Below are 15,226 nucleotides of genomic sequence, written 5' to 3'. Positions count from 1 at the left end.
GATGAGGCCCGCACCGTGGCCTCGCCCTTCGAGACGCACTCCTACGGAGCGCTCCTCAGGACGAGGTCGGACTCTGTCGCCGTTCGTATAAGAAGCGGCACCCCGTCATGACCGCCTCGTTCGACCAAATCCTGCCGCGTCTCCTGGCGCTGCATCCGCGCCGGATCGACCTCACGCTCGACCGGGTACGGCGGCTGCTCGACGCGCTCGGCAATCCCGAGCGGCGGCTGCCGCCGGTGATCCACGTCGCCGGCACCAACGGCAAGGGCTCGACCATCGCCTTCATGCGGGCGATCGTCGAGGCCGCGGGCCTCACCGCGCACGTCTACACCTCGCCCAATCTGGTGCGCATCAACGAGCGCTTCCGGCTCGGCCGGGCGGGCGGCGGCGTGCTGGTCTCCGACGAGGAGCTGATCGAGGCGCTCGAGCTGTGCGAGCGCACGAATGCCGGCCAGCCGATCACCGTGTTCGAGATCGAGACCGCGGCGGCGTTCCTGCTGTTCTCGAAGCATCCGGCCGACGTGCTGCTGCTCGAGGTCGGGCTCGGCGGAAGGCTCGACGCGACCAATGTGGTGGAAAGCCCGCTCGCCAGCGTGGTGACGTCCGTCTCGATGGACCATCTCGAATTCCTCGGCGACACGCTGGAAAAGATCGCGCTCGAGAAGGCCGGCATCTTCAAGCGCGGGGTGCCGGCGGTGATCGCCCGCCAGGGCGACGTCGTGCGCGACGTGCTGGTCGACCGCGCCGAGCGGGTCGGCGCGCCGCTCCATGTCGCGGGCCAGGACTGGGTGGCGGGCGAGGAGCGCGGGCGCCTCGTCTATCAGGACACCGACGGGCTGGTCGATCTGCCGGCGCCGCGGCTGTTCGGCCGCCATCAGGTCGACAATGCCGGGGCGGCGATCGCGGCGCTGCGCGTGAGTGGCCTGCCGCTGCCGGCCACGGCCTTCGAGCAGGGCCTGGTGCGGGCGGAATGGCCGGCGCGCATGCAGCGCCTCGCGACCGGAAACCTGCCGCTGCTCGCCCCGGACGGCGCCGAGATTTGGCTCGACGGCGGCCACAACGCCGATGGCGGACGAATGATCGCGGCGGCGCTCGGCGACCTCGAGGAGCGGGTGTCGCGGCCGCTGGTGCTGGTGGTCGGCATGCTGTCGACCAAGGACGTCGCCGGCTTCTTGCGGAATTTCCTCGGGCTCGCGCTGCGGCTGATCGCGGTGCCGGTCCCGCAGGAGAAGGCCCTGCCGGCGGACGAGATCGCGGCGGTGTCGCGGAGCATCGGCCTGCCGGCGGACGTGGCGGGCAGCGTCGAGGATGCGCTGGTGCGGGTCGGCGCGCTCGGCCTCGCGCCCGCCGCGCGGATCCTGATCACCGGCTCGCTCTATCTCGCCGGCGAGGTGCTTCGGCTCAACGGAACCCCGCCGCGCTGAGGGCGGCGGGGTTTTTGCCACGAGCGAGTGTCGGGTCTCCGGCGTGCCGGATGCCCGGAACGCTCACCACGGCGCGCCATAGCCGTAATAGCCGGCATATCCCGGATAGCCGCACACGTTCACGCGCTGCCAGCCCCACGGGGTCGGCCGCCAGCGCCAGCACGTGCCGTGATAGCCGGTGTCGTAGCCGTAATAGCTCGCGCCCCAGGCGGCGCCGATCAGCGGGGCGGCGATGAACGGTCCCGCCCAGTAGCGCCGATGCCGCCACCGCGGGCCACCGTACCAGCCCGGCCCGCGCCACCCCGGACGCGGCCCGCGCCAGCCGGGACCACGCCAGCCCGGCCTGCCGGCGAAGCGCGGTCCGGCGAAGCGCGGCCCGCCGACGCGCGCGCCGACGAAGCGCGGTCCGCCGCCGAAGCGAGGACCTGCGCCGAAGCGGGGACCGGCACCGAATCGCGGACCTGCACCGAAGCGCGGACCTGCACCGAACCTGGCGCCACCGCCCATTCGCGGCGCCGCACCGAAGCGCGGGCCGCCACCGCCGAACCGGGCGCCGCCGCCACCGAACCGGGCGCCGCCGCCACCGAAGCCGCGCGCACCGGCCGAGAAGCCCGGCCCGCCCCGGCCGCGCTGCGCTTCCGCCGGAACGCTGAACGCCACCGCCGCCAGGGCGGCAACCGCCGCGATCGCCAGCCGGCCGCTCCTCCCGATCGTCATCGCTCGCATCTTGCTCTCCTTTGTCCGTCGCCACGAGCAACATAGGCCGTGGAAAACGGCCGGACACAGAACCAGGCCGCAGAGGTGCGTTCACAATCGCGATACCACCGTCGCGGACGGCGATCGCGGCGCGAGACTTGCCGGAAAAGGAGATTTCGTCCGTGCGGGACCCGACGGTCAGACCGCTTCCTGGAACTTGACCGCTTCCTCGAGATCGACCGACACCAGCTGCGAGACGCCGCGCTCGGCCATGGTGACGCCGAACAGCCGGTTCATCCGCGCCATCGTGATCGGGTTGTGGGTGATGATCACGAAGCGGGTCTCGGTCGACTTGGTCATCTCGACGAGCAGGTCGCAGAAGCGGTCGACATTGTGGTCGTCGAGCGGGGCGTCGACCTCGTCGAGCACGCAGATCGGCGCCGGATTGGTCAAGAACACCGCGAAGATCAGCGCCATCGCGGTCAAGGCCTGCTCGCCGCCCGAGAGGAGCGACAGCGTCGCCGGCTTCTTGCCGGGCGGCTTTGCCAGAATGTCGAGGCCGGCTTCCAGCGGGTCCTCGCTCTCGGTGAGCTGAAGCTCGGCCGTGCCGCCGCCGAACAGCGTGGTGAACAGCCGCTTGAAGTGCTCGTTGACCACCTCGAACGAGGCGAGCAAACGGTCGCGCGCCTCCTTGTTGAGGCTCTGGATGCCCTGGCGCAGCCGCTTGATGGCGGCGGTCAAGTCCTCGCGCTCGGAGGTCAGCGTGCCGTGCTGCTGCTCGACCTCGTTCAGCTCGTCGTCGGCGCGCAGGTTGACGGCGCCGAGCCGCTCGCGCTCGCGGCGCAGCCGCTCGAGCTTTGCCTCGATCTCGGCAGGGTCGGGCAGGGCGGCGTCGGGCGTGATTTCCGCGAGCGCCGGCAGGGCGTCGGGCTGAACCTCGAGCACCTCCTGGATCTCGCGGGCGACCTCGGCGAGCCGGCGCTTGGCCGCCTCGTGGCGCTCCTCGGCGCGCACCGCGCTCTCGCGGGCGGCGCTCATCGCGTCGCGCGCGGCCTTGTCGGCGCGGTCGGCGTCGGCGAGCGCGGTCTCCGCGGCGGCCAGCGCATCGGCGGCCTCGCGGCGCTCGGCCTCCGCCGCCTCGATCTCGCCGATCAGCGCGCGGCGCTTCAGTGCGAACTGGGCGGGCGCCTCGGCGAGCCCCTCGCGCTCCTCGGTCGCCTCGGCGAGGCGGGCGGCGAGCGTCTCGATCTGCTCGCCGGCGCTGCCCTTGCGGGTCTCCCAGGCGGCGATGTCGGTGGCGACGCCGGTCAGCCGGCGGGTGGTGAGGTCGATCTCGCGGGCGAGCGCCTGGGCGGCGGCGCGGGCTTCCGCGAGCGTCGTCCGCTCGCCGGAGACTTTTGCCTGGACCTCGGCCAGCTCGGCCTCCAGCTCGTCGGAGGGGGCGAGCTCCTCGAGCGCGGCGGCGGCCTCCTCGGCTGCGGCACGGGCCTCGTCGCGCGAGGCGGCGAGGCGCGACTGCGCTTCCACCAGCCCGGCGCGCCGGGCGGTGAGCCGGCCCATCTCGCGCTCGGCGGCGGCCTGGCGGTCGCGCGCGTCCTGGGCGGCGCGCTGCTGCTGGCGCCGCGCCTCGCGGGCGGCCTGCTCGGCGGCGGCGGCCTCCGCCACCTCCTGCCTGGCCGCCTCGGCGGCCTCGCGGCGGGTCTCCAGCTCTTCGCGGGCGGCGGCCAGCTCGCCTTCGATGTCGGCGAGGCGGTTCCTTTCGGCGAGCCTCCGGGCGGCGCCGGTCGGCGCGTGGGCGGCGACCGCGAACCCGTCCCAGCGCCAAAGATCGCCGTCCGGGGTGACGAGGCGCTGGCCGGGCTTCAGGAGCTTTGCGAGGCGCGGGCCGTCGTCGCGCGCGACGACGCCGATCTGGGCGAGGCGGCGGGCGAGTTCTGGCGGCGCCTTCGACACGTGCGCGCCGAGCGAATCGATTCCCGCCGGCAGTGCCGGGTCGTCGCCGGACCCCTCGGAAAGAGTCCAGCGGATCGGCGCGGAGGCCTCCACCGGGGCGTCGAGGTCGTCGCCGAGCGCGGCGCCGAGCGCCGTCTCGAAGCCCTTGTCGACGGTGATCAGGTCGATCACCGGCGGCCACATCTGGGTCGCCTCGACGTGCAGAACCTTGGCGAGCGTCTTCGCCTCGGTCTCCAGCCGGTTGACCCGGCGCTCGGCCTCGGCGAGCGGCTGGCGGGCGACGTCGAGCGCCTGGCGGGCGCCGGAATGCGCGGCTTCCGCGCGCACCGAGGCCGCCTCGGCTTCGGCGAGCGCCTCCTGGGCGATCTCGGCGGCCTCGGCGAGCCCCTCGAGGTCGACCGCCTCGTTCGCGTCCGCCATCATCCGGTCGAGCTCGGCGGTGACGCCGGCGAGTTCCTGCTCGGTGCGGGCGGCGCGCTCGCTGTTGGAGCGCATCGCGCCTTCGAGCGCCCGGCGTTTCGCGCCGATCTCGGCGAGCGCGGCGGTGAGCGCGGCGAGTTTTTGCTCGGTCTCGGCGACCGCGGCGCCGGCCTCGGCGACCTTCTCCTCGACCGCGAAGCGGCGCTCCTCGCCGGCCGCAAGCTCTTCCTCGAGCGTTTCGCGCTCGGCGGCGAGCCGGGCCATGGTGCCGTCGGCGTCGGCCAGCATCTGCGCCTCGCGGTCGCGGTCGACGGCGATCTGCTGGATGCGGCGGTCGAGCTCGGCGGTGCGCTCGGCGGCGCGCGCTTCCTCACGTGTGAGCAGATCGCGGGCGGAGACGAGGCGCTGCAGCGCGGCGGCGGCCTTGGCCTCGGCCTCGCGCAGCGCCGGCAGCGAGGCGAAGGCGTGGCCCTGGCGGGTGGCGGCGTCCGCCTGCACGGCGGTGCGCTCGGCGACCTCGCGCACGCTCGCCTCCTGGGCGCGGGCGGCGGCGGCGACCTCCTCGCCGGCCTTGCGCCAGCGGACGTGAAACAGCGTGGCCTCGGCCTTGCGGACATGGCCGGACAAGGCCTTGTAGCGCACCGCCTGGCGGGCCTGGCGCTTGAGCGACTCGATCTGCCCGCCGAGCTGGCCGATCACGTCCTCGAGCCGGAGCAGGTTCTGCTCGGCGGCGCGCAGCCGCAGCTCCGCCTCGTGGCGGCGGGCGTGCAGGCCGGAGATGCCGGCCGCCTCCTCGAGCACGCGCCGGCGCTGCTCGGGCTTTGCCTGGATGATCTCGCCGATGCGGCCCTGATGCACCATCGCCGGCGAGCGCGAGCCGGACGAGGCGTCGGCGAACAAAATCTGCACGTCGCGCGCGCGCACCTCGCGGCCGTTGACCCGGTAGGTCGAGCCCTGCTCGCGTTCGATGCGGCGCGACACCTCGAGCTGGTCGTCGCCGTTGAACTGGGCGGGGGCGGTGCGCGCCGTGTTGTCGATCAGGATCGAGACCTCGGCGGTGTTGCGCGCCGGCCGCTTCTGGTTGCCCGAGAAGATGACGTCGTTCATGTCGGCGGCGCGCATCGCCTTGTGCGAGGCCTCGCCCATCACCCAGCGCATCGCCTCGACGAGGTTCGACTTGCCGCAGCCGTTCGGCCCGACCACGCCGGTCAGCCCCGGCTCGATCATGAAGTCGGTCGGCTCGACGAAGGTCTTGAAGCCGACGAGGCGCAGACGCTGGAACTTCATCGCGGGCACGCCTCCGGACGCCGGGCACGAGGCGCCGGCGCGCCGGCCGCCGCGCGCGGCACGATGCCGAGCGGAGCGGGGCCGAGCGGGGCGGGGCGCCGGGTCGGAGTGGTCGAGGTCTGCCGCATGGCGGCGGAGAATGGAGCGATTTCCGGCGAACGCAACAGCCGGGCCCGGCTTGTCCAGACCTTTGTCTCTCGCGAAATCGCGTCGATCTCCCGTAAAACGCCGCCGGGGCGGGCCTTTTCGACCCGCCCCGGCACGTCTCGGTGGTGGTTTTTGGCCGTCACGCCTGGAGGTGCTTGTCGATGATCTTGGTGAACTCCTCGGCCGGCAGGGCGCCGACGATTCGCTCGCCATTGATGAAGAAGGTCGGCGTCGAGTTCACCCCGAACTCCTTGGCGGCGCGGTCGCGCACCGCCTGCACCTCGTCGAGCAGCTTCTGGTCGCCGATGCAGGCCTCGAACGATTCCTGGGTGAAGCCCGCCTGCTTGGCGAGGTTGAAGATCGCCCCCTTCATGTCCTTGGCGGTGATCCAGTTCTTCTGTTGCTGGAAGAACATCTCGACCATCGGATAATATTTCTCGCCGCCCTGGCAGCGCGCCAGCAGGGTGATCGCCGCGGCGACGTTGTCGAGCGGGAAGTCGCGCAGGATGTAGCGCACCTTGCCGGTGTCGATATACTTTTCCTTGACGATCGGCAGCACGTCGTTGGTGAAGTGGCCGCAGTGACCACAGGTCATCGAGGCGTATTCGACGATGGTGACCGGGGCATCCTTCTTGCCGAGCGCGATGTCGCCGAGCGGGCTCGGCTCCAAAACCTTCGCCATGTCGACGTCGTCCTCGGCGTGCGCCGGCATCGGCAGGCCGATCGCCGCGACGAGCGCGAGGCAGGAAGCACTGATGACGAGTTCGCGGCGGGTGACGGGCACGGTGATCCTCTCGGGGCTGTGGAGGCAGGGGTCTCGGTCGGACGTCCGCTAGCGGGTTTGGTCCATGCGCGCAACAATCCCGGCCTTTGTGGCGTTTTTGCCGCTTTCACGGCCGCGCGAGCGAACGGTGCCGCGCTGCCGGTGAGGTGCTTCGTTACCGGCTCTTCACCGCGGCGCCGAGCTTTGCCAAGGCCGCCCGCAACCCCTCGTCGGCGATGCCGCCGAGCGCTGCGCTTTCGCGCGCAATGGCGGCCGGGTCGATCCGCCGGCGCGGCTTCGCCTTGGCGCGGCGCTGCAGCGGCGCCTGGCGCAGCGCGATGCGGGCGACCGCCGGCCAGCCGAAGAACTGGTTGATGCGGGCGACGATCGCACCCGCGAGGTGCTGGATCTCGATCGCCGCCGGCCCCTCGACCCGCAGCACCAGGGTCGCCGGGGCCTGCTCCTCGCCTTCGCGGCGGCGCGGCCACTCGATCTTCATCGGCTCGGCGAGGCCGGCGATCTCGGCGCCGACGATGTCCTCCCAGTGGGTGACGAGCTCGGTCGAGGCAAAACCGCGCCGGGCGAACGCGGTGGCGACGCACGGGCCGACCAGGTCGGCGAGCGGGCGGGCACGGAAGCGGACCGGCTTGTTCATGGCGTGCGGCTCTGCCAGAGGGAGACGATGACCCTAGCAGCGCCACGCGCCCCGCGAAAGCCGACCTCTGCCCCGCGTGCCCCGCGCGCCCCCTGCGCGCCGCGTGCCTCGTGCGACGACCTGCTCGCCTGGTACGACCGCCACCGCCGGGTGCTGCCGTGGCGGGCGCCGCCCGGCCGGCGCGCCGACCCCTATGCCGTGTGGCTGTCGGAGATCATGCTGCAGCAGACCACCGTGAAGGCGGTGGCGCCCTATTTCGCGACCTTCATGGCGCGCTTCCCGACGGTTGCCGACCTCGCGCGGGCAAATCTCGACGACGTGCTCCGGCTGTGGGCCGGGCTCGGCTATTACGCCCGCGCCCGCAATCTTCATGCCTGTGCCAAGGCGGTGGTGGAGCGGCACGGCGGACGATTTCCGGGGACGGTGGCGGAGCTGAAGGATTTGCCCGGCATCGGCGACTACACGTCGAACGCGATCGCGGCGATCGCCTTCGACGTCGCGGTGGTGCCGGTCGACGGCAATGTGGAGCGGGTGGTGACGCGCCTGCACGCGCTCGCCGAGCCCCTGCCGGGCGCCAAGCCGAAGGTGCGGGCGCTGGCGGAGGCGCTGGAGCCGCCCGAAAGAGCCGGCGACTTCGCGCAGGCCTTGATGGATCTCGGCGCGACGATCTGCACGCCCAAGAATCCGGCCTGTGCGCTGTGCCCGTGGAGCGATCCGTGTGTTGCCCGAAGGCGGAGCGATCCGGAAAAATTTCCGGTGAAGACGGCGAAGCGCGAGGGAATTTTACGGCGCGGCGCCGCGTTCGTGGTGGTGCGGGCGGACGGCGCCGTGCTGGTGCGCACCCGGGCGGAAAAGGGCTTGCTCGGCGGCATGACCGAGGTGCCGACCACCGACTGGTCCGCCGATTTTTCGCAGCGCGATGCGCTGTCGCATGCGCCCGATCTCGGTCTCTCGAAGAAGGATTGGCGCCGCGTGCCGGGCGTGGTGACGCACGTGTTCACGCATTTTCCGCTGGAGCTGCTCGTCTACGTGGCGGCAGTGCCGGACGGCTGCGTCGCGCCGCCCGGCGCGCGCTGGGTCGCGCGAACGGATCTCGCCGACGAGGCGTTCCCCAACGTGATGAGAAAGGTCCTCCTCCACGCCGGGCTCGACACCGGGCCGCGACGGGGCACGTGAGGATTTTTCGGCGCGATTGCCGAGTTTTCGATGAGAGGCGCGGAGGCCGCCGAGAGCTCCGCCGTCATCGCCGGGCCGGCCTTGGCCGTGACCCGGCGATCCATCGAGCCGAACAAGACGATGTTTTTCGATTTGATGGATGCGCGGGTCGGAGCCCGCGCATGACGGATGCATGCATCCGTGGGTTCCCGCTGTCGCGGGAAGGAGCGGAGGAGGGGGTGGTTTTCGGCCCGCGGGCGCCGGTGGCGCGGTGCCAGAAGCCACCCGGCAAAATTTGCCTGGTCCTCACGACGGCTCGTCACGAGCCCTCGTGAGGAAACCGCGGTGGCGTGCCACCCGTGGCGAGCCACCCCGTGACGAGTCGCTCGTGACGAGTCACCCGCGACGAGCCACCCGGCGACGAGTCGCCTACTCGGCGGCGATTCGCTGCTCGGCGCGCACGACGGCGCGCAGCGTGTCGATCGGCGCGAGGCCCTTCGGCGTCTCGACGTGCCAGAAGGTCCAGCCGTTGCACGCCTCGAGCCCCTGGGCGATCGCGCCGATCCGGTGGATCGAGCCGACCGACTGGCCGAAGCTCACCGCGCCGTCCGCCCGCACCAGCGCCTTCACCCGGCCTTTTGCATCGGTCAGCGTGGTGCCGGGCGTGACGAGGCCGCGCTCGATCAGCGCGGCGAACGGCACACGGGGCGCCTCGCGAGCGGTCTGGAACGGGGCGACGGAGGCCGCCGGCAACGGCAGCACCGAATCGAGCCGGGCCTGCGCCGCGTCGGCATATTCGCGCAAGCGCTCGACACCGACGAACCGCCGCCCGAGCTTTTTCGCCACCGCGCCCGTCGTGCCGGTGCCGGTGAACGGGTCGAGCACCAGGTCGTCGGGGCGCGACGAGGAGAGAATCACCCGCGCCAGCAGCGCTTCCGGCTTCTGGGTCGGATGCAGCTTCTTGCCGGAATCGTCCTTCAGGCGCTCGTCGCCGGTGCACAGCGACAGCGTCCAGTCCGAGCGGACCTGGACGTCCTCGTTGCCGGCCTTCAGCGCCTCGTAATTGAAGGTGTAGCCCTTGGCGCCGGCGTCGCGCGCCGCCCAGATCATCGTCTCGTGCGCGTTGGTGAAGCGTCGCCCGCGAAAATTCGGCATCGGGTTCGACTTGCGCCAGATCACGTCGTTGAGGATCCAGAAGCCGAGATCCTGCAGGATCGTGCCGACCCGGAAGATGTTGTGATAGGAGCCGATCACCCACAGCGTCGCGGTCGGCTTCATCACGCGGCGGCAGGCCAGCAGCCAGGCGCGCGTGAAGGCGTCGTACGCCTCGAAGCTCTCGAACTTGTCCCAGGCGTCGTCGACCGCGTCGACGCGCGAATCGTCCGGCCGCTTGAGATCACCCTTGAGCTGCAGATTGTAGGGCGGATCGGCAAACACCAGATCCACCGATGCGGCGGGGAGCTTCTCCAACTCGGCGACGCAGTCACCGATCAGGACACGGGCCGTCGAGGCGGCGATTCTTGGAGTTGTGCGGGGCGTCCTGACGGACGCCCCGCGACGCGTATCACCCATGACGCAAAACTCTACTCGAGCGACGCGGTCGGCGACGCGAGACCTTCGGCCGACGAACGGATCATCGCCGGCTTAGGTAAAAATCGACTTAATTCCTGCGCATCTCTGGTGCGCCCCGCGGCGCGAAGCCATATTCGCGGCCGACGCACGGGAACGTGAGTGGCCCGTCGCGTCTTCATGGATCACGGGTTTTTTCTCGTGCCGTCGGAGCGCAGTGCGGCGAGGGCGGCGAAGCGGGTTCGGAATTCGGTTCACGGAGCGGGTCGATGCGCTGGGACAATCTGCCGGAAAGCGACAACGTCGAGGATCGGCGCGGCGAGAGCGGATATTCGCGCGGCGGGTTCGGGCTGCCGGTGGGCGGCGGTGGACTCGGCATCGGCACCATCGTGGTGCTGGGCCTGGTCGGCTGGGCGCTCGGCATCGATCCGCGCCTCCTGATCGGCGGCGCCGAGATGATGCAGGGCGGCGGCCAGCGCCAAGTGCAGCAGCAGTCCTCGGGCCGCACCGGCACGCCGGACGACCAGACCGGCAAGTTCGTCTCGGCGGTGCTCGGCAGCGCCGACGTCGAATGGAAGGAGATCTTCTCCAAGAACGGCGCGACCTATCGTGGCCCGGTGCTGGTGCTCTACAACGAGGTGACCAACCAGGCGTGCGGCGGTGTCGCGCAGGCGGCGATGGGGCCGTTCTATTGCCCGGCCGATCGAAAGGTCTATCTCGACACCTCCTTCTTCAAGGACATCGAGCGACGCTTTCACGGCTGCGACGCGGGCTCCGACTCCTGCCGCTTCGCCCAGGCCTACGTGATCGCCCACGAGGTCGGCCATCACGTCCAGAATCTGCTCGGCATCCTGCCAAAAGTGAACGAGATGCAGCGCGGCATGTCGCGCACCGACGCCAACCGTCTGCAGGTGCGCGTCGAGCTGCAGGCCGACTGCTTCGCCGGCGTGTGGGCGCATCACGCCGACCGCAAATATCGCGCGATCGAGCCGGGCGACGTCGAGGCGGCGATGCGCACCGCATCGGCGATCGGCGACGACAAGCTGCAGATGCAGGCGCGCGGCCGCGTGGTGCCGGATTCCTTCACGCACGGCTCGTCGGCCCAACGCCAGCGCTGGTTCGAGACCGGCCTGAAGGAAGGCACCATCTCCGCCTGCAACACCTTCAAGGCCGACAGCCTCTGAGGTTTTTTCATCAGTGCCCGGCGCGCCAGCGCGGGCCTTGCATTCGCGGCACGACCGGGAAACACTTTCGCCCGGCCGCGGATGTGAGACGGCACGGAATCGTGCGGCAACGGCCCCGAGAGGAACGAGAAAATGCCGGGTATCGACGAGTCCCGCGAGTTCAAGCCGCTCAAGATCGCGGTGCTCACCGTCTCCGACACGCGCTCGCTCGACGACGACAAGTCCGGCGCGACGCTCGCCGACCGCCTCACCGCGGCGGGCCACACGCTGGCCGCCCGCGCGATCGTGATGGACGACGTGGCGGCGATCCGCACGCGGGTGGAGACCTTCATCGCCGATCCGGAGATCGACGTCGTGATCACGACCGGCGGCACCGGCTTCACCGGCCGCGACGTGACACCGGAGGCGGTGGAGCCCCTGTTCGAGAAGCGGATGGAGGGGTTCTCCACGCTGTTCCTGTTCGTCAGCTATCAGCAGATCGGCACCTCGGCGATCCAGACGCGGGCGACCGCCGGCGTCGCGCGCGGCACCTATGTCTTCTGCCTGCCCGGCTCGCCCGGCGCCTGTCGTGACGCCTGGGACGGCATCCTCGTGCATCAGCTCGACTATCGCTACCGGCCGTGCAACTTCGTCGAGATCATGCCGCGGCTCGAGGAGCATCTGCGCCGTCCCAAGGCCGGCGGCGCCAGCAGCTGAGTCCGCCGCACGGCCGACTGGCGATCCTGTCACGACCGTGTCACGCCGTCGTCGCCGCTTCGGTTCGATGCCCGACCGAGCAGGCGTGCACGATCGTCGTCACGTGAGAGACCTTCCAAACTCCGTTTCAACTTGTGATGATCGAGGAACCGGCAACCGCAACCCGACTTGTCAGGCTGCCATCCCCACCACAGGAGGAAACGATGGATCAGCAGGTCGACGAGCAGCGGCGCGTCGCCGAGGACACCGCGCGCAAAGTCTCGGAGCAGACAGAGCGGATCGGGCAGGCGTCGGCGGCGGTGAACGAGCGGGCCGCCAAGGCGAGTGCGGAGATGTTGAAGCACGGTGCGGAGGCGATGCAGGACGCGATTCAGTCCGGCTCGCGCCTCGCCTCGGACATCGCCAGGCACTCGGCCGATCAGTTCTCGAAGGCGCTCGGGCTGTCCGGCGACGGCGTCCAGCAGGCCGCCGAGCGGACCACGGCCAATGTCGACGCGATCGTCGAGTCGAGCTCCATTCTCACCGAGATGACCAAGCAGGTCACCAAGGCGTGGATGGACTTCACCGGCGAGCGGCTCGAGCAGAACTTCGACCGGGCGGGCCGGCTGCTCCAGTGCCGGACGCCGCAGGAGATGATCTCGATCCAGAGCGAGATCATGCGCGCCAATCTCGAGAGCTGGCTCGACTGCACCCGGCGGATCGCCGAGAAGTCGGTGCATTCCGCCGAGCAGGCGATGCAGCGGGCCGAGGAGCGGATCGACCGCGGCGGCGACGGCACCGACCGCCCGGGGCGCGGCATGGACGGTCGGGAGCCGGGCATGGGCGGTCCCGAGCGCACCGAGGCGTCGCCGCCGACCGCGCCGGGGGCCGAGCCGTCCCGCGAGCCGCAGGCGGCACACTGACGGGCCGGCACCTCACGCACGCTCATGGACGGCCGGACACGATCCGGCCGTCCGCGTTTTGCCCGTCCCCGTTTCGCCCTTTCGGGTTTCGCCCGTCCGGGTTTCGGTCGTTCGGGTCGAGCGGGACCGCCGGGCGTGCCCGGCCGGCGTCACGGGTCGAGCTCGGTGTCCCAATAGAGATAGTCGAGCCAGCTGTCGTGCAGGTAGTTCGGCGGGAAGAGGCGGCCGTTGCGGTGCAGGTGCATCACGCTGGGCTGAAAGGGCGTCTGGCTCGGCCACATCGTGGCCTCGGCCGGCGTCTTGTTGCCCTTCTTGAGGTTGCAGGCCGAGCAGGCGGTGACGACGTTGTCCCAGGTGGTCTGGCCGCCCAGCGAGCGCGGGATCAGGTGGTCGAAGGTGAGGTCGTCGTGGCTGCCGCAGTACTGGCAGGAGAAGCGGTCGCGCAGGAAGACGTTGAAGCGCGTGAAGGCGGGGCTGGTCGACGGCTTCACGAAGGTCTTCAGCGAGACCACGCTCGGAAGCTGTATCTCCAGGCTCGGGCTGCGCACCGCCTTGTCGTAGTGCGCGACGATGTTCACGCGATCGAGAAAGACCGCCTTGATCGCATCCTGCCACGACCACAGTGACAGGGGATAGTAGCTCAGCGGGCGGAAGTCGGCATTGAGCACGAGAACCGGCCATCCGCCCGGGGATGTATGAGCGTTCAATACGCTCCTCCAACCTCGTTTCGGACCACTGCACCGCAGCACCAGCACCGCCATCATATTAGGGCGCGTGACAGGCTCGTGAAGCAAGTCCGATTTTGCGGCTTTTTTCGTGCGTTCCGACCGTGGAGCGTGCGGCCTGCGACGTTTTCGCCCCATCGTGGAGGCCGTGCGGCCGGCACCGCCCTCCCGTCGTACCGCCTTCCCGGGTGTGGCCGGACGCGGTGCGGTGCGGCGGCGTCAGCCGCGGCCGAATCGCGCGCCCGCGCTCCTGCCGGCCGCCTTGGCCAGGAAGGCGCCGCCGTGCCGCAAGCCGTCCTCGTCGATGCCGTGGCCGATCCCGTGCGAGAGGTGCCACTCGACCGGCACCGACAGCGCGGCCAGCGCGTCGGCGGCGAGAAACAACGCCTGCACCGGGATCAGGTCGTCGTCGGCGCCGTGCAGCAGCAGCACCGGCGGGCGGGCGGAAATCTCCGGCTCGACCGCTTCGGCGGCCTCCGGCCCGCCGTCGTTCGGCAGCACGAAGATGCCCGAATAGCCGACGATCGCCATCGGCGCCGTGTTTCGCCGCAGGCCGACATGCAGCGCCATCATGGTGCCCTGGCTGAAGCCGACCAGCGCCAGCGCCTCGCCCGGCAGCCCGTGGCGGGCGAGCTCCTGGTCGAGGAAATCGTTCAGGACGGGGGCGGCGGCGTTCACCCCGCGCCAGCGCTCGCCGGGCTCGCGGAAGGTGAGGGGAAACCACTCGCGGCCGACCGGTGCCTGCCCGCACGGAAACGGCGCGTGCGGCGAGACGAACGCGGCGTCGGGCATCTGCTCCTGCCACATCCGGCCGATATCGATGAGGTCGTGGCCGTCGGCGCCGTAGCCGTGGAGAAACACCACCAGCCGGCGGGCCGGGCGGCCGGATTTCGGCGCCAGCCGTGGACCGTCGAGCATCCGAGTCACGGCGGGATTCTCCTCATGTTCGGGACACCGCCGTCACCGGCGCGGGCAGCACCGGGTCGCGCTGCTTCACCACGCGATAATACCCCCACAGCAGGAACGCCGCCACTCCGCGCCACGGCCGCCAGGCCTCGGCCATCTCCGCCATCGCCTTGGCGGTCGGGCGGGCGTCGAGGCCGAAGGCGAGGCGCGCCGCCTCCTGCAATGCGAGGTCGCCGGCCGGCCACGCGTCGGCATGGCCGAGGCAGAAGAGGAGATAGCTGTCGGCGGTCCACGGGCCGATCCCGTGCACCGCGACGAGCTTTTGGTGGGCCTCGTCGGCGGCGAGGTCGGCGAGCCCGTCGAGGTCGAGCGCGCCCTCGGCGATCGCCGCGGCGATCGCCTTCACGGATTTGATCTTGGCCGCCGACAGGCCGATCCGCGCCAGCGTCGCCGGCTCCGCCTGCGCCACCACGGCCGGCTCGAACGGGTCGTAGGCGGCGAACAGCCGGGCGCCGATCGCCGCAGCGCTGGCGATCGAGAGCTGCTGCCCGAGCACGGTGGCGACGAGCCCGGCAAAGCCGGCCGGGCGGCGACGCAGCGGCGGCTCGCCCGCCACCGCCACGACGGGCGCGAGGCGCGGATCGGCGGCGAGGAGGCCTGCGAGGCCGCGGGCGATGTCGGCCTCGGTGTCCAGGCGGTGGGGTGGGCGGTGAGGCGGGCGGTGGGTCATGGCCGAGACATAGG

At 71.0% G+C, this 15,226-nt stretch carries 13 protein-coding genes; 5 read left to right on the top strand and 8 right to left on the bottom strand.

All coding sequences use genetic code 11. The features are described 5' to 3' along the window. Positions 1–107 precede the first annotated feature (107 nt). Entirely contained in the window at positions 108–1,424 is a 1,317-nt protein-coding gene (locus A33M_RS03710; protein ID WP_008383650.1) for a bifunctional folylpolyglutamate synthase/dihydrofolate synthase, read from the top strand. Positions 1,425–1,487: 63 nt separating this feature from the next. Here the strand turns inward: A33M_RS03710 and A33M_RS03705 are convergent, their stop codons facing one another. From A33M_RS03705 to A33M_RS03690, 4 genes are all read right to left on the bottom strand, one after another. After that, complete coding sequence (locus A33M_RS03705; RefSeq protein WP_008383649.1) at positions 1,488–2,150, bottom strand: hypothetical protein; 663 nt, start codon at positions 2,148–2,150, stop codon at positions 1,488–1,490. 168 nt (positions 2,151–2,318) lie between these two features. Beyond that, a complete protein-coding gene (gene smc, locus A33M_RS03700; RefSeq protein ID WP_008383647.1) occupies positions 2,319–5,780 on the bottom strand; it encodes a chromosome segregation protein SMC in 3,462 nt (1,153 codons plus the stop codon). Positions 5,781–6,066: 286 nt separating this feature from the next. Then, the gene (locus tag A33M_RS03695; RefSeq protein ID WP_008383643.1) at positions 6,067–6,711 is read right to left on the bottom strand and encodes a DsbA family protein; all 645 of its coding nucleotides are present in this window, start codon (positions 6,709–6,711) and stop codon (positions 6,067–6,069) included. Positions 6,712–6,865: 154 nt separating this feature from the next. Further along, positions 6,866–7,345: a DUF721 domain-containing protein gene (locus A33M_RS03690; RefSeq protein ID WP_008383641.1), complete on the bottom strand. Its 480-nt coding sequence runs from the start codon at positions 7,343–7,345 to the stop codon at positions 6,866–6,868. A gap of 27 nt (positions 7,346–7,372) precedes the next feature. Between A33M_RS03690 and mutY the strand changes: the two genes are divergently transcribed. Then, positions 7,373–8,521: an A/G-specific adenine glycosylase gene (mutY, locus tag A33M_RS03685; RefSeq protein WP_083850287.1), complete on the top strand. Its 1,149-nt coding sequence runs from the start codon at positions 7,373–7,375 to the stop codon at positions 8,519–8,521. Between the two features lie 408 nt (positions 8,522–8,929). Here the strand turns inward: mutY and A33M_RS03680 are convergent, their stop codons facing one another. Next, positions 8,930–9,970, bottom strand: a complete 1,041-nt coding sequence (locus A33M_RS03680) for a site-specific DNA-methyltransferase (protein ID WP_040619160.1) — start codon at positions 9,968–9,970, stop codon at positions 8,930–8,932. 368 nt (positions 9,971–10,338) lie between these two features. On the opposite strand from A33M_RS03680, the gene ypfJ reads away from it, so the two are divergent. From ypfJ to A33M_RS03665, 3 genes are all read left to right on the top strand, one after another. Continuing rightward, on the top strand, positions 10,339–11,253 hold the full coding sequence (gene ypfJ, locus A33M_RS03675) for a KPN_02809 family neutral zinc metallopeptidase (RefSeq protein ID WP_008383634.1): 915 nt from the start codon (positions 10,339–10,341) through the stop codon (positions 11,251–11,253). Between the two features lie 132 nt (positions 11,254–11,385). Next, on the top strand, positions 11,386–11,949 hold the full coding sequence (gene moaB, locus A33M_RS03670) for a molybdenum cofactor biosynthesis protein B (protein WP_008383632.1): 564 nt from the start codon (positions 11,386–11,388) through the stop codon (positions 11,947–11,949). Between the two features lie 203 nt (positions 11,950–12,152). Then, a complete protein-coding gene (locus tag A33M_RS03665) occupies positions 12,153–12,851 on the top strand; it encodes a phasin family protein (RefSeq protein ID WP_008383630.1) in 699 nt (232 codons plus the stop codon). Positions 12,852–13,000: 149 nt separating this feature from the next. Here the strand turns inward: A33M_RS03665 and A33M_RS03660 are convergent, their stop codons facing one another. The 3 genes from A33M_RS03660 to A33M_RS03650 all read right to left on the bottom strand — a co-directional run bounded on the left by A33M_RS03660 (position 13,001) and on the right by A33M_RS03650 (position 15,212). Then, complete coding sequence (locus A33M_RS03660) at positions 13,001–13,519, bottom strand: HNH endonuclease (protein ID WP_008383628.1); 519 nt, start codon at positions 13,517–13,519, stop codon at positions 13,001–13,003. A gap of 276 nt (positions 13,520–13,795) precedes the next feature. Further along, a complete protein-coding gene (locus A33M_RS03655) occupies positions 13,796–14,494 on the bottom strand; it encodes an alpha/beta hydrolase (RefSeq protein WP_040619158.1) in 699 nt (232 codons plus the stop codon). A 22-nt stretch (positions 14,495–14,516) separates the two neighbouring features. After that, positions 14,517–15,212, bottom strand: coding sequence for a DNA-3-methyladenine glycosylase family protein (locus tag A33M_RS03650; RefSeq protein WP_008383624.1), 696 nt, complete (start codon positions 15,210–15,212; stop codon positions 14,517–14,519). Between the last annotated feature and the right edge of the window lie 14 nt (positions 15,213–15,226).

This window comes from Rhodovulum sp. PH10 (assembly GCF_000293785.1).
Taxonomy (GTDB): domain Bacteria; phylum Pseudomonadota; class Alphaproteobacteria; order Rhizobiales; family Xanthobacteraceae; genus Rhodoplanes.
This window is presented reverse-complemented; position numbering and strand designations above follow the sequence as displayed.

Excerpts from the sequence above, each read along its gene's own strand:
- A33M_RS03710 (WP_008383650.1), top strand. The coding sequence starts at position 108 with ATGACCGCCTCGTTCGACCAAATCCTGCCGCGTCTCCTGGCGCTGCAT.
- A33M_RS03705 (WP_008383649.1), bottom strand. The coding sequence starts at position 2,150 with ATGCGAGCGATGACGATCGGGAGGAGCGGCCGGCTGGCGATCGCGGCG.
- smc (WP_008383647.1), bottom strand. The coding sequence starts at position 5,780 with ATGAAGTTCCAGCGTCTGCGCCTCGTCGGCTTCAAGACCTTCGTCGAG.
- A33M_RS03690 (WP_008383641.1), bottom strand. The coding sequence starts at position 7,345 with ATGAACAAGCCGGTCCGCTTCCGTGCCCGCCCGCTCGCCGACCTGGTC.
- mutY (WP_083850287.1), top strand. The coding sequence starts at position 7,373 with ATGACCCTAGCAGCGCCACGCGCCCCGCGAAAGCCGACCTCTGCCCCG.
- ypfJ (WP_008383634.1), top strand. The coding sequence starts at position 10,339 with ATGCGCTGGGACAATCTGCCGGAAAGCGACAACGTCGAGGATCGGCGC.
- moaB (WP_008383632.1), top strand. The coding sequence starts at position 11,386 with ATGCCGGGTATCGACGAGTCCCGCGAGTTCAAGCCGCTCAAGATCGCG.
- A33M_RS03665 (WP_008383630.1), top strand. The coding sequence starts at position 12,153 with ATGGATCAGCAGGTCGACGAGCAGCGGCGCGTCGCCGAGGACACCGCG.
- A33M_RS03655 (WP_040619158.1), bottom strand. The coding sequence starts at position 14,494 with ATGCTCGACGGTCCACGGCTGGCGCCGAAATCCGGCCGCCCGGCCCGC.
- A33M_RS03650 (WP_008383624.1), bottom strand. The coding sequence starts at position 15,212 with ATGACCCACCGCCCGCCTCACCGCCCACCCCACCGCCTGGACACCGAG.